Annotated in this window: 26 protein-coding genes and 1 other annotated feature; of the genes, 14 read left to right on the top strand and 12 right to left on the bottom strand. The window is 48.8% G+C overall.

Features of this window, described 5'->3' with window-relative positions; translation table 11 throughout:
• Positions 1–168: 168 nt before the first annotated feature.
• Positions 169–993, top strand: a complete 825-nt coding sequence (locus tag B2U10_RS03450) for a squalene/phytoene synthase family protein (protein WP_035410098.1) — start codon at positions 169–171, stop codon at positions 991–993.
• A 49-nt stretch (positions 994–1042) separates the two neighbouring features.
• Here the strand turns inward: B2U10_RS03450 and B2U10_RS03445 are convergent, their stop codons facing one another.
• The 5 genes from B2U10_RS03445 to B2U10_RS03425 form a co-directional block, all read right to left on the bottom strand.
• Entirely contained in the window at positions 1043–1210 is a 168-nt protein-coding gene (locus B2U10_RS03445; RefSeq protein ID WP_290785617.1) for a hypothetical protein, read from the bottom strand.
• 15 nt (positions 1211–1225) lie between these two features.
• A complete protein-coding gene (locus B2U10_RS03440) occupies positions 1226–2122 on the bottom strand; it encodes an alpha/beta hydrolase (protein ID WP_290752469.1) in 897 nt (298 codons plus the stop codon).
• A 23-nt stretch (positions 2123–2145) separates the two neighbouring features.
• Complete coding sequence (locus B2U10_RS03435) at positions 2146–3027, bottom strand: YitT family protein (RefSeq protein WP_035410093.1); 882 nt, start codon at positions 3025–3027, stop codon at positions 2146–2148.
• A gap of 86 nt (positions 3028–3113) precedes the next feature.
• On the bottom strand, positions 3114–5939 hold the full coding sequence (locus B2U10_RS03430) for a sensor domain-containing protein (protein WP_290785614.1): 2826 nt from the start codon (positions 5937–5939) through the stop codon (positions 3114–3116).
• Between the two features lie 197 nt (positions 5940–6136).
• Complete coding sequence (locus tag B2U10_RS03425) at positions 6137–7288, bottom strand: hypothetical protein (RefSeq protein ID WP_290785611.1); 1152 nt, start codon at positions 7286–7288, stop codon at positions 6137–6139.
• 130 nt (positions 7289–7418) lie between these two features.
• Between B2U10_RS03425 and B2U10_RS03420 the strand changes: the two genes are divergently transcribed.
• Positions 7419–8075 carry a response regulator transcription factor gene (locus B2U10_RS03420; RefSeq protein ID WP_290785608.1) on the top strand — a complete coding sequence of 219 codons (657 nt, stop codon included), beginning with the start codon at positions 7419–7421 and terminating at the stop codon, positions 8073–8075.
• Positions 8072–9337, top strand: a complete 1266-nt coding sequence (locus tag B2U10_RS03415) for a HAMP domain-containing sensor histidine kinase (RefSeq protein WP_290785605.1) — start codon at positions 8072–8074, stop codon at positions 9335–9337. Before B2U10_RS03420 ends, B2U10_RS03415 begins: the two co-directional genes overlap by 4 nt.
• A gap of 258 nt (positions 9338–9595) precedes the next feature.
• On the opposite strand, the gene B2U10_RS03410 is transcribed toward B2U10_RS03415, so the two are convergent.
• Positions 9596–10099 (bottom strand): hypothetical protein, encoded by a 504-nt coding sequence (locus B2U10_RS03410; protein WP_023469278.1) that lies wholly within the window; start codon positions 10097–10099, stop codon positions 9596–9598.
• Between the two features lie 136 nt (positions 10100–10235).
• On the opposite strand from B2U10_RS03410, the gene B2U10_RS03405 reads away from it, so the two are divergent.
• From B2U10_RS03405 to B2U10_RS03355, 11 genes are all read left to right on the top strand, one after another.
• Positions 10236–10718, top strand: coding sequence for a hypothetical protein (locus B2U10_RS03405; protein WP_290785603.1), 483 nt, complete (start codon positions 10236–10238; stop codon positions 10716–10718).
• A 64-nt stretch (positions 10719–10782) separates the two neighbouring features.
• Complete coding sequence (locus tag B2U10_RS03400; protein ID WP_290785601.1) at positions 10783–11613, top strand: GNAT family N-acetyltransferase; 831 nt, start codon at positions 10783–10785, stop codon at positions 11611–11613.
• Positions 11614–11894: 281 nt separating this feature from the next.
• On the top strand, positions 11895–12287 hold the full coding sequence (locus B2U10_RS03395; protein ID WP_290785599.1) for a hypothetical protein: 393 nt from the start codon (positions 11895–11897) through the stop codon (positions 12285–12287).
• A gap of 62 nt (positions 12288–12349) precedes the next feature.
• Positions 12350–12587 (top strand) — a binding site (T-box leader).
• A 98-nt stretch (positions 12588–12685) separates the two neighbouring features.
• Complete coding sequence (locus tag B2U10_RS03390) at positions 12686–14194, top strand: peptide ABC transporter substrate-binding protein (protein WP_290785596.1); 1509 nt, start codon at positions 12686–12688, stop codon at positions 14192–14194.
• Between the two features lie 168 nt (positions 14195–14362).
• Complete coding sequence (locus B2U10_RS03385) at positions 14363–15646, top strand: methyl-accepting chemotaxis protein (RefSeq protein WP_290785593.1); 1284 nt, start codon at positions 14363–14365, stop codon at positions 15644–15646.
• Positions 15647–15861: 215 nt separating this feature from the next.
• Complete coding sequence (locus tag B2U10_RS03380; RefSeq protein ID WP_290785590.1) at positions 15862–17226, top strand: flagellin; 1365 nt, start codon at positions 15862–15864, stop codon at positions 17224–17226.
• Between the two features lie 504 nt (positions 17227–17730).
• Positions 17731–18087, top strand: coding sequence for a flagellar protein FlaG (locus B2U10_RS03375; RefSeq protein ID WP_029342512.1), 357 nt, complete (start codon positions 17731–17733; stop codon positions 18085–18087).
• Between the two features lie 17 nt (positions 18088–18104).
• Positions 18105–19673: a flagellar filament capping protein FliD gene (fliD, locus tag B2U10_RS03370; protein ID WP_290785587.1), complete on the top strand. Its 1569-nt coding sequence runs from the start codon at positions 18105–18107 to the stop codon at positions 19671–19673.
• 15 nt (positions 19674–19688) lie between these two features.
• Positions 19689–20057, top strand: coding sequence for a flagellar export chaperone FliS (gene fliS, locus B2U10_RS03365; RefSeq protein WP_290785584.1), 369 nt, complete (start codon positions 19689–19691; stop codon positions 20055–20057).
• The gene (locus tag B2U10_RS03360) at positions 20021–20407 is read left to right on the top strand and encodes a hypothetical protein (RefSeq protein WP_231496899.1); all 387 of its coding nucleotides are present in this window, start codon (positions 20021–20023) and stop codon (positions 20405–20407) included. Before fliS (B2U10_RS03365) ends, B2U10_RS03360 begins: the two co-directional genes overlap by 37 nt.
• Positions 20408–20434: 27 nt before the next feature.
• Positions 20435–20611, top strand: a complete 177-nt coding sequence (locus tag B2U10_RS03355) for a hypothetical protein (protein ID WP_290785581.1) — start codon at positions 20435–20437, stop codon at positions 20609–20611.
• A gap of 49 nt (positions 20612–20660) precedes the next feature.
• Here the strand turns inward: B2U10_RS03355 and B2U10_RS03350 are convergent, their stop codons facing one another.
• The 6 genes from B2U10_RS03350 to B2U10_RS03325 all read right to left on the bottom strand — a co-directional run bounded on the left by B2U10_RS03350 (position 20661) and on the right by B2U10_RS03325 (position 23628).
• The gene (locus tag B2U10_RS03350; RefSeq protein WP_290785814.1) at positions 20661–20858 is read right to left on the bottom strand and encodes a diguanylate cyclase domain-containing protein; all 198 of its coding nucleotides are present in this window, start codon (positions 20856–20858) and stop codon (positions 20661–20663) included.
• Positions 20859–20919: 61 nt separating this feature from the next.
• A complete protein-coding gene (locus B2U10_RS03345; RefSeq protein ID WP_290785578.1) occupies positions 20920–21582 on the bottom strand; it encodes a DUF2225 domain-containing protein in 663 nt (220 codons plus the stop codon).
• A 25-nt stretch (positions 21583–21607) separates the two neighbouring features.
• Positions 21608–22048 carry a YaaR family protein gene (locus B2U10_RS03340; RefSeq protein WP_035410049.1) on the bottom strand — a complete coding sequence of 147 codons (441 nt, stop codon included), beginning with the start codon at positions 22046–22048 and terminating at the stop codon, positions 21608–21610.
• A gap of 13 nt (positions 22049–22061) precedes the next feature.
• Positions 22062–22952, bottom strand: a complete 891-nt coding sequence (locus B2U10_RS03335) for a flagellin (RefSeq protein WP_290785573.1) — start codon at positions 22950–22952, stop codon at positions 22062–22064.
• Positions 22949–23341 (bottom strand): flagellar export chaperone FliS, encoded by a 393-nt coding sequence (gene fliS, locus B2U10_RS03330; protein WP_290785570.1) that lies wholly within the window; start codon positions 23339–23341, stop codon positions 22949–22951. Before fliS (B2U10_RS03330) ends, B2U10_RS03335 begins: the two co-directional genes overlap by 4 nt.
• Complete coding sequence (locus B2U10_RS03325; protein ID WP_290785567.1) at positions 23338–23628, bottom strand: EscU/YscU/HrcU family type III secretion system export apparatus switch protein; 291 nt, start codon at positions 23626–23628, stop codon at positions 23338–23340. The genes fliS (B2U10_RS03330) and B2U10_RS03325 overlap by 4 nt, the downstream gene beginning before the upstream one ends.
• Between the last annotated feature and the right edge of the window lie 10 nt (positions 23629–23638).

Raw genomic sequence — 23638 nt, 5'->3', positions numbered from 1 at the left:
TTTTTCTTGTGAACGATACGCTTCAAACGAGGATGAAAAGACTCCCTTTGCCTGAATCTAGCGCAAAGGGAGTCTTTCTTATCATGAAACGAATGCTGAAACGCGTTGAATCGTGTATAGTAATGGAGAGAAAAGAAACCTTTTGAGCCAAAGAGGGAGTTGTCAGGAATGAATGAGACGAAGCAGCTGAAAAAAGACGCGAACCGAGTATTGAAAGCGACGAGTCGCACCTTCTATATCCCGATTAGTCGACTATCGCAAGACTTACAGGAAGCGGTCGGTGCTGCTTATCTATGCATGCGCGCCATCGATGAGATTGAAGATCATGAAGACTTGGCGACGGACGTCAAGACGATGTTGCTCCGAGAGACGGCATTGTTGATGCGGGGCACATTTTCCGCTACCGCCTATCTTGAATTGATTGCGCCGTATACGGCACATCTACCAGAAGTGACGCTCCGTCTACCGGAGTGGATCGCCTATTGTCCGGCTGCGATTCGTCCGAAAGTGCTCGATTCGACGGCTGAGATGGCAGAAGGCATGGCGGTCTGGGCTGAGCGTGACTGGACGGTCGAGACGGAAGCGGATCTTGATGAGTACACATACTATGTCGCGGGACTTGTCGGTGTCATGTTATCCGACATCTGGTACTGGAAGGCTGGTATCGTCACCGATAAACAGCAAGCGATCGGATTCGGTCGTGGTCTGCAAGCCGTCAACATCCTTCGTAACCAACAGGAAGATGCGGAGCGTGGTGTCGGCTACTTCCCACCTGGTTGGACGACGGATACGATGTTCGCCTATGCGCGTGAGAACCTTGCAGAAGCCGATGCGTACCTTGCGTCCATTCCGAAGGAGACGACGATTTATGAATTCTGTCACATTCCACTTGCACTCGCACATGGAACGCTGGATGCCCTTGCAAAAGGGAAAGAAAAACTGAGTCGTCCGGAAGTCTTGAAGATCGTCGGCGCCGCCGTACTAAAACGATAAGTACAAACGAACAGCCGCCCGTTTCCGTCAAGGAAGTGGGCGGCTGTTTTTAACGTAATAGATAAAAAGCGAGTCCAATCAAGGCAGAACCCGTCCAAATCAAAGCGATCGTCCGTCCATGGGGCAAACGATAGCCGGCGCGACGGGAGACGAGTAGTCCGATCGTCATCACCGTCAAAGCGACAAACCAGGTCAAGAACACAGATAGCTGTTGCATGTGTCTCTCCTTCCATCAATGCAAGTCAGACAGATAGGTCAACACTTTATCTTCATACGCCTTCCGGTCATGCGCGTATGACTGGACGTGTCCGCCGTTTTCCGTCACGTAGAGTTCCGAGCGCGGTGCAGCTTTTTGGATCTTCATGCTTTCCGTGACGGGAATCGCATCATCATCCTTCCCGTGAATCAACAGAATCGGGTACTCGATGCGCCGGACCGCTTCGACCGGTTTGACTCGTTCTGGATTAAGACCTGTCAACGGTGGCGTGATTTCAAGGATGATCGGTGTGAACGGGAAGTTCGGTAACCCGCTCCAGACGGGCAGGTTCGTTGCGAGATAATTCTCTAAGTCGCTGAACGGGCTGTCGGCGATGACACCGACGACATCCGCTTTCGGTGCCGTTACGAGTGATGTTGCTGCGCCCATCGAGATACCATAGAGGACGACCGGTTTTGAAGAACGTGACTTCGCGTAACGAACAGCTGTCAGTAGATCATCTTGTTCCTTGGCACCAACCGTAACGCGTTTCCCGTCCGATTCACCCGATCCTCGGAAATCGAACGTCAAGACGTTGTATCCGGCATCGTGAAACTTCTTAAATAGCGGGAAGACAGGAACATCATCTTGTTCCCGGTTCTTGCCATAGCCGTGAGCGAAAACGATCGTCAACTTCGCATCTTCGCTTGGCATCCACCAGCCAGACAAACGTGTCCGGTCTTTATAAGAACGGAAGGTGACATCTTCATAGTCAAGTCCTTCTGCTTTTTTGGGTGTCGTCGTCAAGGCTTCGCGTTCCGGTTGCGTCAACGATGATCCGACATAACCGGAAATCCCGATGACAACGATGACAGCGAGCGTCACGATGACGATCACGCCGCCGATGATTTTCTTACGATGTTTTTTCCACACCCGCGTTCCTTCCCTTCGTTCGGTTAATGGATATCTTTTTTCTTGAAGCGACCGCCGTGGACATCATGGATGTTGCCGATCGCAATGAAGGCTTGCTCATCGAAGTCACGGACGATATCTTTGAGTTTTGATTCCTCGAGGCGACTGATGACGCAAAAGATGACTTTTTTGCCGTCGCCGGTGAAGGCACCTTCTCCGTTTAAATACGTCATGCTGCGTCCAAGTCGATCCATGATTGCAAGACCGATCTCTTCATAATTCTCCGAAATGATCCAGACACTCTTCGACTGATCGAGTCCATCGATGACGACATCAATCGTCTTGAAGGCGACGAAATAGGTGATCAACGAGTACATCGCTCGATCCCAACCGAAAACAAATCCAGCAGCACCGAGAATGAAGACGTTGAAGAACATGACGATCTCACCGACTGAAAACGGTGTCGAGCGGCTGAAAGAGACAGCAAGAATCTCAGTTCCGTCGAGTGATCCACTCGAACGGATGACGATCCCGACGCCGATTCCGAGAATTAAGCCACCGAAAACGGTCGCGAGCAGATCAACGCTCGTCAAGGGACCGATGTGCTCGAGAAGTTTCGTTGCGATTGCCATGACGAAGATCGCATATAACGTTGACAGGGCAAACGTCTTTCCGATCTGCTTATAGCCGAAAAAGATGAACGGGATGTTCAAGAAGAACAGCCACAAAGCGAGCGTCGTATCCGTCACCTTTGAGCCGATGATCGAGATTCCGACGATCCCGCCATCGATGATGTTATTTGGAACAAGGAATCCTTTCAGTCCAAGTGCGAAGATGATGGCACCGATCGTCAGCATCAGTAATCGTCGAAAAAGCTGACCTTTCGTAGAGCGACGATGATGTTTCGTAGGTAGTGGTGACTGCATGCCATTCCTCCCTTCTATAGTAAAACGCTTTAGGATTACTATAACAAAAAAGCACGAAGACGTGTGTGAACGTCTTCGTGGAGAGGTCAAGGGCGATAACGTAACGACTGGAAGAAACGCATGATCTGTTCTGCTTCGATCGGATTTGTATATTCACCGATGTATTGATGATCTTGTTGTCCGGTGATCGTCACCGTACAGGAGACGAGTTGAACTCCTTCACTCAAGCGAATCTCAAACGTTGCGTCCGACAACGGTAACAACGTCTTCGACGAAAAATAGAGTGCCCGCGTACTCGTTTGATGCGCTTCAATGTCTGAGAAGGGCAGTTCGAACGACTGGGTATGATGTGTCAGCATGCGAACTTTCCCAGAGACGGAAAAACGGGGGATGGTATCGCTCGACAAGGAACAGGCTTCGATCGGATACAAAATCTCCCGCAGGAGGAACGATTCCATGACGTCCGCTGGAACCGGGCGACTGAATAGATAGCCTTGGATACTCGGACAATTGAGTGTACGGAACGTATCGAGCTGACGGAGCGTCTCGATACCTTCTGCGACGACCGTTAGATTGAACTCACCTGCCATGTAGAGAATACTTTTGACGATCGCTTGGGCTTTGGCGTCATCCGTGATGTGGGTCGCGAACTGTCGATCAATCTTGATGACGTTGATCGGATACCGTTGCAGATAGACCATCGAGGAGTAGCCTTTCCCGAAGTCGTCAAGTGCGATTCGAACACCAATCCGACTGACGTATTCAAGTGTCCGACTCGTCATCGGGTCATCCATGATCAAGGCCGCTTCCGTGATTTCGAGTTCGAGTAATTCAGGTGCGAGCTGATACGTTGAGAGCATCCGCTCGATATGGTGTTCGAAGCCGGGGATCAAGAATCGTTTCGGCGAGACGTTGACGGAAATTGGAACAAGCTCTGCTCCGGTCGCCTTCCAGTCTTGCATCGAACGACACGCCGTCTCGACGACCCAGTCTCCGATTGCGACATGTAAGGCACTCTCTTCGGCAAGCGGAATGAAATCGTTCGGTGGAATTCGTCCCCATTCCGGGTGTTGCCAGCGAATCAACGCTTCTAAACCGACAATCTTTCCTGTCCAGCTGTCGACTTTCGGTTGATATTCGAGAAACAGTTGATTACGTTCGATCGCGTAATGTAAGTCCTGCTCGAGCCGGTAGCGCCGGTAATAATCGATATCGAGATTCGATGCGTAGTGGTGTATCGTACTGTGATTTTCACGACGCGATCGTCGTAAGGCGGTATAGGAATGCTTCAATAATTCGACGGCGTCCGTACTGTCTTCCGGATAACGACTGACCCCGACGGAAATACGTGCGAACAAGGCGTATGGTTCGATCGAGATCGGTGTTTCCGATAGATCGAGTAGTGCCTCAGCGCATGCCGTCACATCCTGTTTAAAGCTTGTCGGTACGAGCAAGGCATACTCATCACCACCAAGATGTCCGAGAAACATTCCATCTGACTTTGTTTGTTGTAATAAGGCAGCCGTTCCTTTTAGCCACTGATCACCGGAGCCATGTCCGAAGGCATTATTGATCTCAGCAATCCGGTTGAAGGAGACAGTGAGGACGAAGAACGATTGATTCTTCTCTTGCCACGCGTCAATCGTTTCGATGAGTGCTTGCCGGTTCGGCAGATGTGTCACGGCGTCACGTAAAGCGAGCTGCCGCAATCGTTCCTCGTACGCTTTTTGAAGCGTGATATCATGCATGATGCTATTCGTATAGGCAATCGTACCGTCCAGTTGGAAGACAGGGATCTGTTGATCCTCAATCCATTTGACGCGACCATCCGGGAAGTGAAGGCGGTACTGGATCGTATCAGCTTGACCGTCGACCAACCGTCTAATGAACTGTTTCATCGCCGCGTGATCGCGGACGTCCAACCGCTCGAACAACCACTCACGACTGAGAATTAAATCCTGCGGTAATTCTTCAAAGATGTGCAGGAATCCTTGTGAGTGAAAGAGGATTCGTCCCGAGAACAAGTCGATTTGTGAGATTGCGGCATTAACGGCTTCGTAGATTTCACGTGCCTGTGCCCGTTCCGTGACGAGTTGACGTCGCGCCTCATCGACTTCCGATAAATCGTAGAGGACGACCGACAGATGGTCTGGATGATGGGGACGGTGAAAAGCTTTCAAGCGCAACAGCTGATAGGTATCGTCAGCGGTCAGCAGGGAGACTTCCATTTCAAAACGTTCCTTTTCACCCGCAATCAAACGTTCCATCTCGAACCGGAGCGGATCGAAGTCACGTGGATGAATCCGACTAAATAATTGTGCTTGATCTAGCGTCGTTGCATCGGTTTCCGACAGCCCTAAAAAATGGAGTAACGCAGGGGAGAACTCGATCATTTGTGTGTTGACATCAAAGTGGAAGACGACGAGTTCCGGGATCTGTTCTGTCAGTTCAAGTTGGGAGCGAATGGACGAGACGTCCGCTTCGAGTTGTTTTTCACGTGTGATATCACGCGCGACCCCATAGACACCGATGACTTGTCCGTCTTGTTCAACCGGCATGTTCGTGATTTTCAACGTGACCCGGTGTTGATCGGCATGAAGTCCTTGTGCCGTATAATGAACGGTCTCACCATGTAGCGCACGATTGAAAAAGGATGTCACCGCTTCGACTTGATCAGGTGGATTGAAGACAGCAAAGTGCTCATAGAGCGTCTCAGCGGAATAGCCGAGCATGTCCCGTAACTGTTCGTTGAAATAGATGATTGTGCCAGAGGCATCAAATAAAAAAATTGCATCTGTCTGTTGTTGAAAGAAGGCTTCCGCCGTTTCCGGACGGGATACTTCAAGTCCACCGATATAGAGTGGGGCTGTGTCGGATTGACGAATCCGATTCATCGCTTCATGAAAAGCCATCCACGTCACCTCCTTACGATACTAACGTTCTCTCTCTAGTATCGGGTGTAGGAAATGGAAATTGCAACCTTCGTTCAAGGAATAGACTTATTTTTCAAAAAAGTGAACCAGTATATGAAAATCATGATTAAAAGACATCTGTCCTAAACCGAACACAAAAAAACCGAAACTCTCATGAAAGAGCTTCGGTCTAAATCTTAAATCGCTAAATCGACGGATGTAGCACTCGCATTCGGATCCGCATCCGGTCCTTGATCCGGTGCGCCCGGCATGTCACCACCCGGACCAGTTCCGTGTCCTCGACCATGACCATCGCGCTCTGGTCCTTTTTTCAAATCAGTGTAGCTTGAAACCGCATCCGCTCGTGACTGGGTGTGTTCCTTGATCTGCTTCGCTTGTTTTTTTGTCAGCTTGCCATCTTTGACTTGTTGATCAATCGCAGCAGTTTGTGCTGTCAGGACGGCTTTCTCGAAATCGGCGTAAGCAATCTTGTTCGCTTCCGCGAATTCAGGCAAGGATTGATCCGCTGCTTTGAATTTCGCTTCATCGAGTCCGAGTGCTTTTAAAATTGCTGACGTCGAGTCACCGAAGACACCACCCGGTCCATGGTCACCACGCTTACCGTGTTCGCCGCGATCCGGAAGATCGTCGTAGCTCTTCGCGTCCTTATATTCTTCGGTCAGACGAGACTTGATTTCCGTTGCTTGTTTTTTCGTCATCTTCCCGTCTTTGACGAGTTGATTGAGTTCACTCGTCTGCGCTGCAAGCAACGCTTTTTTGTAGTCAGCGAACTTGATCGATTGTGCCTTCGCATAAGCAGCGAGCGATTGATTCGCTGCATCGAATTTCGACTGACTCAGTCCGAGTGCTTTCAGGACGTCAGCAATCAACGATTCGTTGAAGAAACCAGGTCCACCGTGACGACCGATCGGCATCTTCTCTTTTAACTCATCATAGCTTTTAACGCCACTGAAGCGTTCCGTTTGGCGCTTCAACATGTCGTCTGCTTGCGTTTGTGTTAAGTCACCGGATTTAACGAGACTAGTGAGCTGTTCCTTCGCTGCTGCGAGTTCTGCCTTTTTATAATCAGCGAACGAGATCCCTTTTGCTTTTGCGAGATCGGCGATTGATTGCCCTTTCTCCCGGGCAGCATCTGCCTCAGTTTGTGTCAGATTCAATTTTTTCAAGAGTAACGTCATGTCGTGTTTTTTCATACCTTCGAAGTGGTGCCCGTGTTTCGCTTGTTTTGTCGTGCTCGAGTCGTCGTTCGTCGCAGCATATGCGGATGCGCCTCCGACGGTTAATGCGCTAATTGTCAATGCAGTGATCCATTGTTTTTTGAATGTCATGGGATGATCACTCCTTTCACCTTTTATGGTAGAGGGTCACGAAAGAGAAGTTGTGAGGAAGTTGCAAAGAAACTGCGAAGAAAGGAAAATCTGGACAAAAAGGCGCTACACTAGGAGTGGAGGGATGACCATGAATGTACTATTGATTGAAGATGAACAAAAATTAGCGCAGGTGACGGCACGCTTCCTGCGTCACCATGCGTATGAGGTGACGATTGCCGGTTCGTTAGCAGAGGCGAAACAGTGCTTAACGACAACGTTTGACGCTGTCTTAATCGACGTCCGCTTGCCGGACGGTGACGGTTGGTCGCTCGTGCCAAGTATCAAATCACAAGTTCAGCCGCCGGTCGTCTTCATGATGACCTCGCGTGGGGAGGCAGATGATCGTGTCTTCGGACTCGAACTCGGTGCCGATGATTATCTCGTCAAACCGGTCGTCCTGAAGGAATTGACGATCCGGCTCGAACGGGCATTAAAAGTCCGTCCGGTCGCCCGCCATGTGCTCGGTGACTTGACGATCGATGAGAAGGGACGCCAAGTCAAAGCGGGAGAACAGGCAGTCAGTCTCGCAAAGATGGAATTTGAACTGTTGCTTTACTTCATCGAACATCTCGGGGAGGCACTGAGCCGGGATCAGATTCTTGATGACGTCTGGGGTTACGCATTCGGAGGCGATACCCGGACCGTCGACACGCACGTCAAACAATTGCGAGATAAGTTGCCTGTCATTAAACAACAATTGAAGACGGTGCACCGGGTTGGCTATCGATTGGAGGCGATCGAATGAAACGACGTCCTTTGATGCGGAAATTCTTATACGCTGTCGTCGGTCCGTTGCTCGTGATGGGGGTTCTTAGTTTCGTCTTGACGGCGTTCCTCGTCAATCGATTTGCAGAAGGTGAACGGTACGATCAACTCGCGCGGGAAGCGAACATCATTAAACAAGCGCTTGAAGCCGACACGCCGATTCCGCGTGACATTCAAGGGTTTTTAACGACCGATGGATTGACGCAACGGATTGGAGCGCGCGGACCGGCGGGGCGGTTGCCACTTCTTGATAATCTCAAGAAGGAAGATGTTATTGAAGTGCAAGACGAACGATTGCTGACGTATCAGTTGACGGTTGACGGCACACGCATCACGACGGTCCGACAGGCACCACTAGCGAGTAGTGCGCTGAGTGGTGTTTATCTCGCGATCGGACTCGCGTTACTTGTGACCCTGTTGCTGGCATCCTTACTCGCGTACTATATGGGACGGCACCTGACACGACCAATCGTGACGCTTCGATCCGTCGCTCAAAAGATTGGTGCTGGTGAAACGGACGTCGTCCTGCCAGCACGACCGAAGGATGAAGTCGGGGAGTTGATTGACGCCGTCGATGAGATGCAGACACAGCTCAAACAAAAGGATCATCTGCAAAAGACGTTCATCGCCGGAATCACCCATGACTTGCGGACGCCACTCGCAATCATTCGAAACGAGACCGAGGCGCTCGCAGCAGGTGTCATTCCCGTTGCCGAACTACCCGACGTGACGACGAGTATCATCGAGGAGACGGATCGACTCGGTCATTTGATTGATGAAACGTTGCTTTATTCGAAGCTTGCCGGTGGACGGATGCCGCTTGAAAAAACGGATGTGTCACTTGATGAACTCGTGCTTGCGACAGTCGAACGCCTGCGCGGAACGTTCACACAGGCAGGACTGACACTGGCGACGGAGCTGCAACCGGTGAGGCAGTCCCTTGATCCACGCATGTTCGAGCGCGTCCTGATCAACTTCTTGATGAACGCCCGCTTTGCTTCACCCGTCGACGGGACGGTCACGGTTCGTTTAACGCATGACGAATTGACGGTCGAGGATGAAGGAGCGGGAGTTCAGGCAGAAGACCGGGCGACGATCTGGGACGTCTACGTCAAACAAGAAGGCAGTGCCGGACATGGACTTGGTCTTGCAATCAGTCGGATGATTCTCGATAGTCATCAATTCGACTATGGTGTTCGCGACCGAAGTGGTGGGGGAGCGGTGTTCTACGTTCGATTTTGAGGGGATAGAATGGTAGGGGATTCTGACGAACGATTCCGTCATCCTTGCTTTCCACAGGCGGGAGTAAGCCGCGGCATCTTGCACTCCGTACCATCTGCCGGGTCTTACTAGTCCCTGACGAAAGTGCTATTGGCACTTTCTTTTCCTGTAGGAGTCGCGGATGAGCTACTTCGTTCTGAAATAGGGACACGAAAAAGGAGAACAGTTTCCGTATCACACAGAAACTGTTCTCCTATTAATGTTGGTAGAAGTTAAAGATCATTCGCCTTCGTTCGCATGAACAAGACTTGGTTTGACGAGCGTATAGAACTCATCGCTCATCCCGACACGGCTACCCATCTGGCACGCGAGTTCGAGTGTTTCCTTATAGAAGTTCGCGACGAGATCATGGTTCTTGATGTGCTCATCTTGCATCGCCTTTTTGACCCCAAGGACGACTTTATCGATTTGCTCATCGGCATCATTACGGACTGGGACGACGTTTTCCGGAAGATCGACTTCCTTATCGTGTCCGTTGAAGCGGAACGATGCCCCGAATCCGAGGTGCTCGAGGAAGAAGTGTGGTAACAGTTTACTAGCGAAGAACTGATGCCATTCCGTCTCTTTCATTGCTTCCATGTCACGCTTGAACGACGTCGTTGCGAGTGCATAACGATCGTGTGTATCCTTCATGAACTTCTCGAGGATCGGAACCTGCATTGCAAACGCATTCTTGAGCAAGTTATCGAGCTGTTCTTGCGTTAATTGTTCTTGTTCAGTCATCGCTTTAACCCCATTTCGTTTCGTTATCCTTATCGTAAGAAATTTAGACAATTCCGTCAAATCTTTTTCGAGAATAGAGTTTACCTATTTCACAAAAGGGAATTCATTACTATCAATCATTTTAGGGGGAGTCAGTATGAAACGAATCGCAATGACAGGAGTCTTACTCGGAGCATGTCTGACTCCGGTGACGGGTTTTGCTGCAAGTAACGTGACATATAGCAAAGGAGTCGTCGCGAACAAGACGTTCGGCTATACGGTCAAGACGACGGACGCGTTGAAAAAGGCGATTCAACAAGATAAAGTCGAGCTCGTCAAGAACAAGACGGTTAAATCGAAATACGGTGTCGTCACGCGGAGTGGTACGTTCGCGTTATACTATAAAGTTAAGGGCGCGGATCAGTTACTCGTTAACTTAAACTACGAGCCGAAGAAGCTCTCGAAAAAACAGTTCGACCGTGAAATCGGATATGGTACATATCTCGGGACGAAAGGTAGCAAAACGTACTACTACGTCTTACCGACGGAGGCCGTCAAAGGCGCTGTCGGCAAAAAAACGATCGAGAACTTGATCGTCAAGGACGTCCAGCAGATGATGAAGACATTCAAACTGCAATGAGCACTAGCTTTTGCTAGTGCTTCTTTTATTCGTTCGGTATAGTTGAAAATGAGGTGAGTGAATTATGGAATGGAACGTCACAGACGTCAAACAAACAACAGATGTATTACAACTCGAAAAATGTGTCAACGATCACGATGGCATTGAATTAAAGGTCGCAGCCGATTGGGTCGGCGAGAATGATTTTGCAATCTATGATGGCGAGCAACTCGTCGGGTACTTACAAGCGTTCGCGTACTTACCGACGGAATGGGAATTGAATGTCTTTGTCGATCCGGATTACCGGAAACAGGGCATCTTCACGGCACTCGTTGAAGCGGCACGCGCGCGTGCTAAGGAAGCAGGCGTTGAAGCATTCACGTTCGTCATTGATGACGCAAGTGAGTCAGGTCAAGCCGTCCTCGAAGGGTTGGGCGCCGAGTACCGGATGACGGAGTACAACATGATCTTGAAGAAGGCGCAGCTGTTCTTAAAAGCAGATCCGGATTTCGAATTACGTGAAGCGACAGCGGATGACCGTCCGTTCATCGTCGAGACGCTCGGTAAATCGTTCGGGAATACGGACGAAGAAGCAGAGTCGATCTATCAAGCAATCGAATCTGATGATCGGATTACGTTCATCGGTGTCGCGAGCGGCAAACCGGTCGGCGTCATCCGTGCTTACCTTGCTTCTGATACGCAAGCGAGCATTCATGCGTTCGCGGTTCGTCCGGAAGCACAAGGCAATGGTTACGGTAAGAAGATGCTGAAGCTGATGGTTCAAGCGTTGTTCCGGACAGGTCGGACACAACTTGAGCTCGACGTCGAGACGGATAACGACCGGGCGCTTGATCTTTATAAAGAGGCAGGATTCGTCGTCCATCGTGGCTATCAGTTTCATGTGTTGGCAGTTTAAAATAATGAGCGATTGACGGATATTCCAGTGCATGCTGGATGCTCAAGTTGCTCCACTCCTACAGGAAAAAGCGCAGTTGCGCTGTCGGAGACAAACAAGACCCGGCTCTTCGCTTGAAGCGAAAGAGTCGCGGCTTGTGTCTCGCCTGAGGAAAGGGAGCAAGACTTGAGTATAGTCGTCGATCGTTTTTTTTGTTATTTTACAAACTAAACAAAAACGTTGGAACCTTTTCTGCAATCCGTCGTATACTAAACATATGGAAAAAAAGAGGAGGCGACGTCATGGAGAGTCGACAGGATTCATTGCGGACGTTGAAGTGGGTATCAGGTGGAATGGAAGCGGTGCTCGGGATTCCGCTTTTAGGTGGTTCAATCGTCATTTTCTCAGGTTATAATGCCCTGTGGTTGATGCTTGCGTTCCACATCGTAGTCGTCGTATTGACGGCACGTGCTGGAAATGTCTCAAAAGGGAACATCGTCGGGATCGTCGCATCAACGGTCGGTGTCATTCCCGTCGTCGGGATGTTCTTACACATGGCAGCAGCGATCACGATTTTGGTCGATGCAACACTCAATAACCGCATCGTTACACGAACACATGTCAAACACGTCGAACCGATTCAACCACGACCGGTCCGTCGGGAACAAGAAAAACAAGAAGACCACCCGTTCTGAGTTTTTTTCGTTGACAGCGAAAAACAAGCCGTGTAAAGTAAACAACAAGTTAAGCCATATCAATTACATCGACGACGCGGAGTAAGTATCGTCAACACTGCCGACCAAGCGAGTCAGGAATGGTGAGAGCCTGACACGGTAAGCTGAACGAGAATGGACCGCTGAGAGCCTGTTGAACCTTCGAGTAGACAGGACGGTTGCCCCCGTTACCGGGCTAGCTGGTTGTTGGACCAGCGACAAGTGGAGACGATTTTTCGTCTCAATCAGAGGTGGCACCGCGCGGATACAGGCGTCCTCTATGCATTAGCTGTTAGCTATGCGTAGAGGGCGCCTTTTGTTGTACGTCAAGGTATGCCGAATCATCCAACGCTCATCATATTTCTCAGGAGGCACTACACATGAAAAAGACATTGATCGCAGCGGCGAGTACGGCAGTCCTATTAGCAGGATGTGCAACGACAGAACCAGCAGAAGACAAACAAACGGACAAAAAGGTCCTGCATACGATGGAGAGTTACGACCTCCTGTCGGTTGACCCGGCAGACGCCATCACATCAAACATCTTCAACCAAATCTACGAAGGACTCTATCGCTTCGACGCGAACAACGAACTTGTTCCGGCGGCAGCGAAATCACATAGCGTCTCAGAAGACGGAAAAGTCTATACGTTCAAGCTTGACCCGAATGCCAAATGGTCGGACGGGAAGCCCGTCACAGCAGAGAACTTCCGTTATGCATTTGAGCGTGTCATCAAAACGAACTCACCGTTCGCTTACTTGCTCGAGCCAGTCGAAAAAACGACAGCGATCGACGATGAGACACTTCGAATCGAGTTGAAACGTCCGACACCATACTTCCTCAGCATGACGACGTTCGGCACCTATATGCCGGTCCGGGAAGATATCGTCAAAGCTGAAGGCGACCAGTTCGGAACGGATCCAAAGACGAACGTCTACAACGGACCGTTCACATTCAAGAAATATCAAGCGGAGCAAGGTTATACGCTCGCGAAGAACGCTGAGTATGCAGACCGGAAGAACGTCAAAATCGACGAAGTCGACGTCAAGATCATCAAGGATCCGATGCTTGCGATCAACCTGTTCGAGTCAGGGGAACTCGATGTCGCACCACTCAACTCGGAGAACGTCGTCACGTACAAGGATCAAAAAGAGTACAACACGTTCAGCGATTCGCGGATGTTCTTCATCCGGATGAACGAAAAAACGGATGCTTTGAAGGATAAGAAAACACGCCAAGCAATCGACGCAGCGTACGATAAAAAAGCGATGACGGAAACGTTGCTCGGAAACGGATCACTGCCTGCGGATTACATCGTACCGAAAGAACTTGATCCGAAATACGATAGCGCGCGTCAAATCGAATCATCATATAATGCAGCAGTAGCGAACAAAGTGCTGGCGAAGCAAAACCTTGAGCTGACGATGTTGATCGAAGATGACGATGTCTCGAAAAAAATCGGTGAGTATATCCAAGGCGCGTTGAAGAAACAAAACGTCAACGTCAAACTGTTGTCGCTACCGAAGAAAGAGCGTCTCGTCCGTGAAGGACGCGGAGACTACGATTTGTCACTCGCGAGCTGGGCGCCGGACTATCAGGATGCGACGACATACCTGAACTTGTTCACGACCGGTAACCCGTTCAACATGATGGATTATTCGAACAAACAGTATGACCGTCTCTTAAAACAGGCTGAAAGTGAACTCGATCAAGATAAGCGTCTTGCCTTACTCAGTAAAGCGGAAAGCTTGTTGCTCGACGATCAAGCGATCTCGCCTGTCTACCAACGGAAGAATGCTTTCCTGCAAAACACGGAAGTCACACATCTTGCCCGCCACAATGTCGGAACGGATATTTCGTATAAGTATGTCGAGATTGAGCGGAAATAATAGTATGGCAACGAGTGATGGATGAAGCGGTCCATCACTCTTTTTGATGCATTTTTGTCATATCACTGGAAATAACTTTTGAAAATCAGGTCAACTGACTTAAAACGGTTACAAAAGAAACCGATAGAGAGGACGGTGAAAGAAGATACAGGAAAGGAAGTTTCGGTTATGCGTAAATTACGAAGCAACTTGAAGGTACGGTTATTCTTTTGGGTCTTAGCTATCTCGGTCATCACGAGCGGTATCTCAGCCCAGCTCGTGCTCTATCTCCACCGCGGACTTGATGTCGCGGATACGAACGCAATTTGGTTCGGAGCAGGGATTGGCTTATTGTTATCGTTGATTGGAACGTCGTTGACGCAATTAATCCTACGTCAACCGATCAAAGCGATCGAAAAGGCAACAGAGACGGCACGCGAAGTCGCGAACGGCAACTTCAACGTCGATTTCGAGGAAGCGAAGCGCGGCGATGAAGTCGACCAATTGATGCATGAACTCGAAGTCATGGTTCTACATATCCGCAAACAAGCGACACAGATGGGCAGTTCAAGCGATAAGCTGACAGCGTCCGCGCAAGAAATCGCAGCAGCAGTCCAAGAAGGCAATGCGTCGGGTGAAAGCATCCGTTCAGCAATGGCAGAACTGTCAGCGAAGATGAACGAAAACGTCGATCAAGCGTACTTATCGATGGATGCGCTCGGTGCCGTTAAACGGACGATGGATGAAGTCGCAAAAGAGATGAACGAAGCATTGAAATCAGCGACGGTCATGCAGACGGAAGCCCAGAACGGGAAGACACTTGCGACCGATTCTGTCGAGGCGATGCATATGATTTCGAAAAAAATGGAACAGTCAGCAACACTGAACGGCCGTCTGACGGATATGACAGGTGAGATTTCACGAATTACGGATGTCATCAGTGACATTTCGGCACAAACGAACTTACTCAGTTTGAATGCATCGATTGAAGCGGCACGAGCAGGAGAAGCAGGACGTGGATTTGCGGTCGTTGCAGCAGAAGTTAAAAAACTCGCTGAACAGACGGCGACATCAGCGAAAGAAATCACCGATTTGATTTCTGGTGTTAAACGTCTCGTTAACGATACGGCGAACGCGATGACCGATGTTCAGAGTGAAGTCGCGACGGGTGTCGGACTCGTTGAGCAAGCAGGCTCGTCATTTGAAGAGATTCACCATTCGACAGAGAACGTCTACTCACGTGTGAAATCGGTTGACCAGCTCGTTGTCAAATCGGATCAAGAGATTGACCAAGTCGGCTTAACAACAGCGAATATCCTCGCGATGGTTGAGGAAGCATCGAAGCATGCGGAACAAGTCTTGCAGGCGTCGAGTCATCAAGCAGCATCACTCGGTGAAGTCAACGGGGCGATGGAAGAACTTGTGGCGGTAGCGGAGCAATTACAAGAAGAGACAGGCGCGACGCGTCTTTAAATCATGAGAAAATCGTACATCCAAAATCGGATGTGCGATTTTTTTGCATTTTTTTGAAGAAAGTTGTTAAACATTTCGAGCGGACGACGATATATAAGGTGGAAGCAGTCATCGACTAATTCTATCGTGTCACCCTTGGGCCGGCCAGGGGGCACATCTCGGAGAAGACGGATCTTCAAAGAGACAAAAAACTTATCCTATGGAGGGAAATTACAATGATTATCAATCACAACGTAACTGCGCTTAACACGCACAACAAATTGTCTGCAGCTTCTGCAGCACAAAGTAAATCAATGGAGAAACTCGCTTCAGGTCTTCGCATTAACAAAGCAGGAGACGATGCAGCTGGTCTCGCAATCTCTGAAAAAATGCGTGGGCAAGTCCGTGGACTTGATCAAGCTTCACGTAACGCACAAGATGGTATTTCATTGATTCAAACAGCTGAAGGCGCATTGAACGAAACGCATGATATTCTTCAACGGATGCGTGAACTTTCTGTTCAATCAGCGAACGATACATCTACAGATGCAGATCGCACTGAGATTCAAAAAGAGTTTTCTCAATTGAAGTCAGAAATCAATCGTATTTCTGATACTACAGAATTTAACACAAAAAAATTGTTGGATGGTAGTGCTGCTAAAAATGCTAACTCTGTATCTAGTTTTGCGAATTCTAATCTTACAGGTGTAACTGTAACTAATGATTCTCTTAAACAAGATACGTACAGTGTTACTGTTACTTCATCGAGTCAAGTATTTACTGAAGTAGCAGATACTACAGACGTAAGTGGTATTGCAATTACATCTGGAAGTACTGTAAACATGGGTTCTTACACTTTAGAGTCTGTTGAAAATTCTGGTGATAATACTAAATTAGATTACACGTTAAAAGATGCAGATGGAAAACAATTAGCTACACTTACTGCCGCTAAATCAGCTACTACAGCATCATTAGGTGGTTTTGATTTCACAGTTTCAGATTCGTCTGCTGGAGTTACAGGTGTAGGTACTTTGAAATTTGATGTTGGTCAAACGGCGACTTTCTCTGTCTCAGATAGCTCAAGTAACGTTGTAGGATCAACTACAATTACAGATGATAAATCTGGAAAAGTTAATGTAGGTGGATTTGAACTTTCTTTCAACTCATCTTTAGCTAATGGAACTGACGCTGATATTAAAATCAATGATAAGTCTCTTGAATTCCAAATTGGTGCTAATGAGAATCAGACAGTTAAATTAGCGATTGGTGATATGGATACTAAAGGTTTAAAAATTGATACTGCTGATGTATCAACAAAAGATGGAGCTCAAACAGCAATTACAAAATTAGATTCTGCAATTCAAAGTGTATCTGCGGAACGTTCTAAATTAGGTGCAACACAAAACCGTCTCGAGCACACAATCAACAACCTTAAAACATCTTCTGAAAACCTAACAGCGGCTGAATCACGTGTTCGTGACGTTGACATGGCGAAAGAAATGATGAACCAGACAAAGAACTCGATTCTTGCACAAGCTGCACAAGCAATGTTGGCTCAATCGAATCAAACACCGCAGGGCGTTCTTCAACTTCTTCGATGATTGATTCTACCGGGCGTCTAATCTGGTAACGGGTTAGATCATGACTGGGTGAATTGCTGGAACTCCTGAGAGCCTTGATGTACGACAACGTGGCTGGAAACGGCGAGCGTGACCGTTCTGAAAAACATCAAGGATTGGACAATCAGCAGCCAAGCACCTGTAGGGAAACCTTGGTGAAGGTTCAACGACTAGGATAGACGACCTAATGGACTTGTCCGATGGTTATGAAATCCGTACTCCGTAAACGGCGGGGGAAGTGCCCAGCTCCTAGGAAATCTAGGATGAAGATATAGTCTTATCATTAGCGAAAGCTAATGCGCGTAGCAAGCGAACCAACAGCCGCAAGGCGTTCTCCAATTACTCCGTTAATCGTAATTGGCACATATCGATTGTTCAGGTCACGGACTCGTTCCGTGACCTTTTTTGTTTTGTTTTATTCGAACTCTAACAAATTAGATGAATTGACCGATATACTACATAGAGAACAAAAAGGAGTGACCGACTATGAATTCCATCAATACGGAAATTCGCCTTCACCTGCCTTCGAACGTCCTACCGTACGAAGCGACACGGAATGTGTTTGTGGAAGCGAATCAGGAAGCGCTAGCAGAAGAAGGAGTCGTTGTCCTACCAACACCACAGCATATTACGAAACTTGAAACAGCGATGGAGCAAGCTAATATCAAACTCGAGCTTCAACGTACGGGCTTGAAGTTCGTCAAACATGAACAATTGAACGAATATTACATTCAAGTCGTTGATACGAATAATAACGTCGTCCAAGAAATTCCGAGTAAAAAAGAACTCGATTTCTTTGCGGCATTCATGGAATTTAATCAATTGATCGATAAACGGATTTAACAGAAAGGACTGATTGGATGGCAGGCATTCGACTGAGTGGTCTTGCGAGTGGGATTGATACCGAAACGATGATTAAACAATTGATGCAGGCAGAGCGAGCGCCAGTCGATCGGTTATCGCAAAAGAAACAGACGTTGACATGGCAACGCGATGCTTACCGGGAGATGAACCGGGCGTTACTTGACTTCCGGACAGCGGCAAGCGATATGTTGTTATCGAAGAACTATCAATCAAAAACGGTTACGAGTTCTAATCCGACGGCATTGACGGTAACGGCGAGTCCAGCAGCGTCAGCTGGCAGTGTGACGATTGACAGCATTGATCAGCTCGCGAGTGCCGCTTCGGTAACGATGGTCGCAGCAAGCGGAAAGAAAAGTGATGCAACCCTTGAAGAGAGTGGATTGTTCACGAAAGACGCGGACGGGAAAATCAATGTGCAAATCAATACCTTCGATGCAACAGGAAAAGCCGTAACAGAAACATTAAAGTTGGATGCAACACAAAAGATATCGGATTTGACAGCGGCAATCAATGGTAAAACCAGTCTTGGTATGAACGCAGTCTTCAACGATTTAACAGGAAAACTCGTCTTAACGAAAACGAGTACCGGTAACCTAAATCCTGCAGGTGCCGACATCTCGATTGTTGATGCATCAGATAATACTGCAAAGGTTAACTCACAAGACGGCACATTCGGTCGTGAAGGGCAGAACGCGAAGTACACGATTGGTGGACAACAGCTCGAACAGACGACGAATACGTTCACACAAAACGGTCTGACGATCACGTTGAATAACGTCTCGAAAACAGCGACGACGATCAATACGACACTCGACACGCAGAAAAACTTTGACTCAATCAAGAACTTCGTTGATAAATACAACGACGTCATCGATAAGATGAACAAAAAGGTCCGTGAAGAGAAGTATCGTGACTTCCAACCGTTGACAGATGCCCAGCGTAAGGAACTCAGCGAGGATGAAGTCAAGAAGTGGGAAGAAAAAGCGATGAGTGGTGTTTTGAAGAACGATAGCTACTTACAGGACGGCATGAATCAGTTTCGGAGTGCGATTTCGTCGAAAATCGATACGGGTTACTCGTATACGTCAGGTACGGATACGATCCAACTCCAGTACTTGTCACAAATCGGAATTACTTCAACGAGTGATTTCCGTGACGGTGGGAAGCTAAAAATCGATGAGACGAAACTGAAGAAGATGCTTGAAGAACAGCCGGAAGGTGTTTTTAAACTGTTTACTGCTGACGCCCCGGAACCGACGAAGGATGGGCAAGGTAATCCAGTTCCAAGTCAAAACGGAATTGACGGTTTCGTTCGTCAGATTCAAGGCTTCGCAACGACACTCCGCGATAAGATTTCTGGAGTTGCCGGTCGTGACGGAGCCGTTGCAACGACGTATCGACTCGGGAAATCACTTGCTGATCTTGATAAAAGCATGTTGTCGTGGGAAGACAAGCTAAAACGAAAAGAAGATAGTTACTATCGCCGATTCGCCGCAATGGAACAAGCGATGAACCAAGCGAACAGTCAGTCGGCGACGCTTGCGAATTATCTCGGACAAGGATAAAAAGGAGGAAACGCGATGAACCCTTATGCTACGTATCAAACGAACTCGGTAACGACAGCGTTACCTCAAGACTTAACATTGATGTTATACGAAGGATTAATCAAATTCTCGATGCTTGCAAAACGTGCAATCGAACAGAAGATGATTGAACAAAAAAATACGAATATCCAAAAATCACAAGCGATCATCAGCGAGTTGCAATTAACGCTCAATCAATCAATTGCGCTATCGAAGGACTTAAACAGTCTGTATGACTACATGCAAACACGCTTAATCGATGCCAACGTCAAAAACGATCTCGTTGCAATTGATGAAGTGATCGGTTTTGCGGAAGAATTCCGCGAGACGTGGAAAGAAGCGATGAAACTCGCACGGCAACGATGAGTCCGCTCGATCCGCTTCGCCTGAAGACGAAACGACTGATTGAACTGCTTGATCAAACACCGAATGAGGAGACGTATGACGAATGGATTGAGAAGATTCAAGGTCTGCTGAACGAACGAGAAGCGTTCATCGCGGCGCACTCGAATCTGCTTGCTGGTGCCAATCAAGCCGTCATCCAGGAGCTCGTCGCTGATAGTCGGAAAATCGACTTGAAATTATCAGCAGAAACGGCTAAATTAGGGGTACAAATCAGTCAGTTGCGTCAGACGCAAACGAGTCGTAAATCGTACGTTGATCCGTACGAGGAAGTCGATCATAGTTTTTCACCGTATTTTGATTCTCGTCAGTAACTTTCTTGTGTGAGGGAGGGATCTTTCGTGACCAAGCGGGAAGACAAGAAGCGTCCCGTACCGCAGCCGTATTTCCAATCGGACGGCTCGTACGATCAGTTCATTGAACCGGACGTTGAATCGGAATCATGGGAAGAATTCGAACGCCCTATCTCCGATACACCAGATGCCTATGAAGAAGAAAAATATCGTCGTGAGTCGTAAGCTTATGAAAAATGCCCTGTCCACTTACTTGGACGGGGCATTTTGCCATTCATTTAAAGCGATATGCATTCTTCTCTTCCTGCTTGACGGTATATATTGCTTCGTCGGCGCGAATCAATAATAGACACCACGTTCGGCCATCATCAGGGTGATGAGCGGTACCAATCGACGGCATGACCTGCATAGCGGTCGCGTCAAAGAAAAACGGATCGTTTAAGCGAAGGAGGACGTTCTCGGCGTAGGTGATCGTCTCCGCGCGAGTGCGAGCAGTGAAAAAAATCCTTGTTCCGTCTGATGACGAACAAAGATCAGTCCTGCTCTTGCACCCATTCCCAGTGGGTTCGTGCGTCTTTTTTGATTTTATCGCTCGCTGTCTTACTTTGGAACAAACGACTGTACCAGAGGCGAGCCGTATCTTTCTCTTTCGTCACAGCATATAGGTCAGCGATCCGCAATAACAGGACGTCTTCCGGAAGCCCGCTCTCTTTAACGGACGTGTAGTTGTCGTAAAGCGAGACATACTTCTCGATCGCTCGGCTCGCCCAAAGTTGTTCTTCCGCTTGTTGACCGGTCAAGCGATGCAACCAGGACAGGCGAACGCCGAGCATTGCTTGGATCGCCGCTTTTTGCTCCGTCACTTGAGCCGTGTACAGACAAAGCTTATAGAGCTGAATTGCCTGCTCGATCGTCCGCTCTGTGCCAGCGAACGGCAAAACAGGGAGCGTCGGCAGGATGTGATCTTGTAAGGTCGCTCGAACGTCCGGCGACAACTTTCCAAACGACTCATGGAAGAAGAACCGACAATGGCTACACTGAACCGGTTCATAAAGATAGACGTTGACGCCTTGATGACGGATGAAGCCATCAAAGTCGGTCGAGGCGACACGGATATGTCGCGACAGGACACGTTTCGTCTCCGTCGTTTTCAAGCAGTAGGGGCAGGTGCATTTTTTAAGATATAAGTCTGGCATGTAGGGGAACTCCTCTAATTCTAGATTACACGAAGACGTTGACGAGCATTCCCTTGATCTCGCCAACTTGGTCGAGGATATCGAGCCGGCGCGATTCGCCAGAGATGACCGTATTCGTCAACTGAAGGAGCTTCGCATCGACTTGCTCGACGACTTTATAGATCTTCGTCCGACCGCGGCGATTGAAGCCGCGCTTCTCTTCGAGTTGTTGTGATTGGTCGAGGGCGTCTTTTAAGAAGTCCTTGATCTTTTCTTTGTAGCTTTCGAGGTGCTCGATTGTCTGACTTTCAGCGAGCAGTTGCCCGTGTTCTTCGACGAGCGCGAGCTTTTGTTGCAGGCGCTCATAGCCTTTATGGTCGCGTTTCTCTTGCATCAAGGCAGAGAAGGTCGTCGACGCCTCGACTTCACGCGGACTGCCCTTTAAGGACTGGAGTCGTTGCGTTTCTTGGATGCGGCGGATATCCATCGGGTCTGCCTCCTTAGTTGAGTAATTGTAAGACGCCTTGCGGCAAGGCGTTCGCTTGAGCGATCATCGCCATCCCCGATTGGTTGAGGATGTTGTATTTCGCATATTCCATCATCTCACGTGCCATATCGGTGTCACGAATCCGTGATTCCGACGCCGTCAAGTTCTCGACGCTGACGCTGAGGACGGATGACGTCGCTTCGAACCGATTCTGGATCGCGCCGAGCTGTGCCCGTTGCTGGGAAATCGTATCGATTGCTTTCGTGTAATGGCTGATCGCATCATTCGCGTCCGTTGCCGTCATGACGCTAAGAGCATATTCGGGTGCGTCACCGCTCGGAAAATCAAGCGGACGAATCGAGGAATCGGTTTGTGTCGTTGAACTGACACCAATCGCAAGAGCTTGCATGTCGTTAATCGTGATCGAAATCCCTTCATTTGCCCCAGCATTCGTTTGGATGAACAGCGCACTGTCGGCATCGTTGAACTTGCCGCTCAACAATTCTTTGCCGTTGAACTGGGTCGTCTTCGCGATCCGTGAGACCTCGTTCGTCAGCTGGTTGATTTCTTCTTGAATCGCTGTCCGGTCTTCCGTCGCGAGTGTACCGTTACCAGCTTGGACGGCGAGTTCGCGCATCCGTTGTAATAAGTTATGTGTCTCACTCAAACCGCCTTCAGCTGTTTGAATCATCGAGATACCATCGAGGACGTTCTGTTCCGCTTTATCGAGTGCCTTCAAGCGATTACGCATCTTCTCCGAGATCGCGAGACCAGCTGCATCATCCGCACCCCGGTTGATTTTTTGACCGCTCGATAGTTTATCCATCGTCGTCTTGACGTTCGTCTGGTTGATGCTGAGGTTGCGGTAAGCCTTCAAGGCTTGGACGTTATTCGTGATTCTCATTCGTATTCCATCCCTTCGTATCGTTGATGATGTGCGGCGCGCACGAGTGGTCGATCGACGGTCTGTGCCGCTTGCCAGGTGACGCGTAAGTCTTCTGCCAGTTCGAGCAGTTCGTTTAAGAGACTTGGTGTCTTATAGACTTGTAACGTCTGCTCGGCGAGATAATGGTAGAGGGCATCGAGTTGTGCCGTGATGATGCCGCCATCGTCGTGTAATCCAGCCTGCAACTTGTCGAGTAACAGATAAGCTTTTTGTAAGCGTTCGTTGACCTCGTCAAAGCGGTTCGCGTCACGCGCGAGAATGGCGCGATCGTATTGAAGGACGAGTCCCGTCAACATCACTTCCGTCAACTGTTGCGGGGTCATCGCGTAGAGTTCTTGTTCTGTCATGTCTGCCGTCCTTTCGCGTTGTCGAGTTCTTCGATCAGTAAGAGCAGTTCTGCCATCACGTCGTACAGTTGCGGTGGGATCGCCGTCCCGAGGTCGAGATCAAGCAAGTGACCGAGCAGGGACGTATCGTGTTCGATCGCGACCCCTTTCGCCCGTGCTTCTTGCAGGATTCGATCGGCGGCTTGACCACTAGCTCGAGCGACAACGACCGGTGCTTGACCGGATGCTTCATCGTAGCGGAGGACAGCAGCAGTCTTGCGTCCGGTTAAATCGATTTTCTGATACATATCGGTCTCT

The organism is Exiguobacterium sp. UBA7533 (assembly GCF_002479335.1).
GTDB lineage: Bacteria > Bacillota > Bacilli > Exiguobacteriales > Exiguobacteriaceae > Exiguobacterium_A.
The sequence above is the reverse complement of the archived record's forward strand: the minus strand, read 5'-3'. Positions and strand labels throughout refer to the sequence as shown.

Excerpts from the sequence above, each read along its gene's own strand:
- B2U10_RS03390 (WP_290785596.1), top strand. The coding sequence starts at position 12,686 with ATGAAAAAGACATTGATCGCAGCGGCGAGTACGGCAGTCCTATTAGCA.
- B2U10_RS03385 (WP_290785593.1), top strand. The coding sequence starts at position 14,363 with ATGCGTAAATTACGAAGCAACTTGAAGGTACGGTTATTCTTTTGGGTC.
- B2U10_RS03420 (WP_290785608.1), top strand. The coding sequence starts at position 7,419 with ATGAATGTACTATTGATTGAAGATGAACAAAAATTAGCGCAGGTGACG.
- B2U10_RS03325 (WP_290785567.1), bottom strand. The coding sequence starts at position 23,628 with ATGTATCAGAAAATCGATTTAACCGGACGCAAGACTGCTGCTGTCCTC.
- B2U10_RS03380 (WP_290785590.1), top strand. The coding sequence starts at position 15,862 with ATGATTATCAATCACAACGTAACTGCGCTTAACACGCACAACAAATTG.
- B2U10_RS03335 (WP_290785573.1), bottom strand. The coding sequence starts at position 22,952 with ATGAGAATCACGAATAACGTCCAAGCCTTGAAGGCTTACCGCAACCTC.
- B2U10_RS03405 (WP_290785603.1), top strand. The coding sequence starts at position 10,236 with ATGAAACGAATCGCAATGACAGGAGTCTTACTCGGAGCATGTCTGACT.
- B2U10_RS03410 (WP_023469278.1), bottom strand. The coding sequence starts at position 10,099 with ATGACTGAACAAGAACAATTAACGCAAGAACAGCTCGATAACTTGCTC.
- B2U10_RS03435 (WP_035410093.1), bottom strand. The coding sequence starts at position 3,027 with ATGCAGTCACCACTACCTACGAAACATCATCGTCGCTCTACGAAAGGT.
- B2U10_RS03415 (WP_290785605.1), top strand. The coding sequence starts at position 8,072 with ATGAAACGACGTCCTTTGATGCGGAAATTCTTATACGCTGTCGTCGGT.
- B2U10_RS03340 (WP_035410049.1), bottom strand. The coding sequence starts at position 22,048 with ATGGATATCCGCCGCATCCAAGAAACGCAACGACTCCAGTCCTTAAAG.
- B2U10_RS03375 (WP_029342512.1), top strand. The coding sequence starts at position 17,731 with ATGAATTCCATCAATACGGAAATTCGCCTTCACCTGCCTTCGAACGTC.
- fliS (WP_290785570.1), bottom strand. The coding sequence starts at position 23,341 with ATGACAGAACAAGAACTCTACGCGATGACCCCGCAACAGTTGACGGAA.
- B2U10_RS03345 (WP_290785578.1), bottom strand. The coding sequence starts at position 21,582 with ATGCCAGACTTATATCTTAAAAAATGCACCTGCCCCTACTGCTTGAAA.
- B2U10_RS03450 (WP_035410098.1), top strand. The coding sequence starts at position 169 with ATGAATGAGACGAAGCAGCTGAAAAAAGACGCGAACCGAGTATTGAAA.
- fliD (WP_290785587.1), top strand. The coding sequence starts at position 18,105 with ATGGCAGGCATTCGACTGAGTGGTCTTGCGAGTGGGATTGATACCGAA.
- B2U10_RS03425 (WP_290785611.1), bottom strand. The coding sequence starts at position 7,288 with ATGACATTCAAAAAACAATGGATCACTGCATTGACAATTAGCGCATTA.
- B2U10_RS03430 (WP_290785614.1), bottom strand. The coding sequence starts at position 5,939 with ATGGCTTTTCATGAAGCGATGAATCGGATTCGTCAATCCGACACAGCC.
- B2U10_RS03395 (WP_290785599.1), top strand. The coding sequence starts at position 11,895 with ATGGAGAGTCGACAGGATTCATTGCGGACGTTGAAGTGGGTATCAGGT.
- B2U10_RS03445 (WP_290785617.1), bottom strand. The coding sequence starts at position 1,210 with ATGCAACAGCTATCTGTGTTCTTGACCTGGTTTGTCGCTTTGACGGTG.
- fliS (WP_290785584.1), top strand. The coding sequence starts at position 19,689 with ATGAACCCTTATGCTACGTATCAAACGAACTCGGTAACGACAGCGTTA.
- B2U10_RS03400 (WP_290785601.1), top strand. The coding sequence starts at position 10,783 with ATGGAATGGAACGTCACAGACGTCAAACAAACAACAGATGTATTACAA.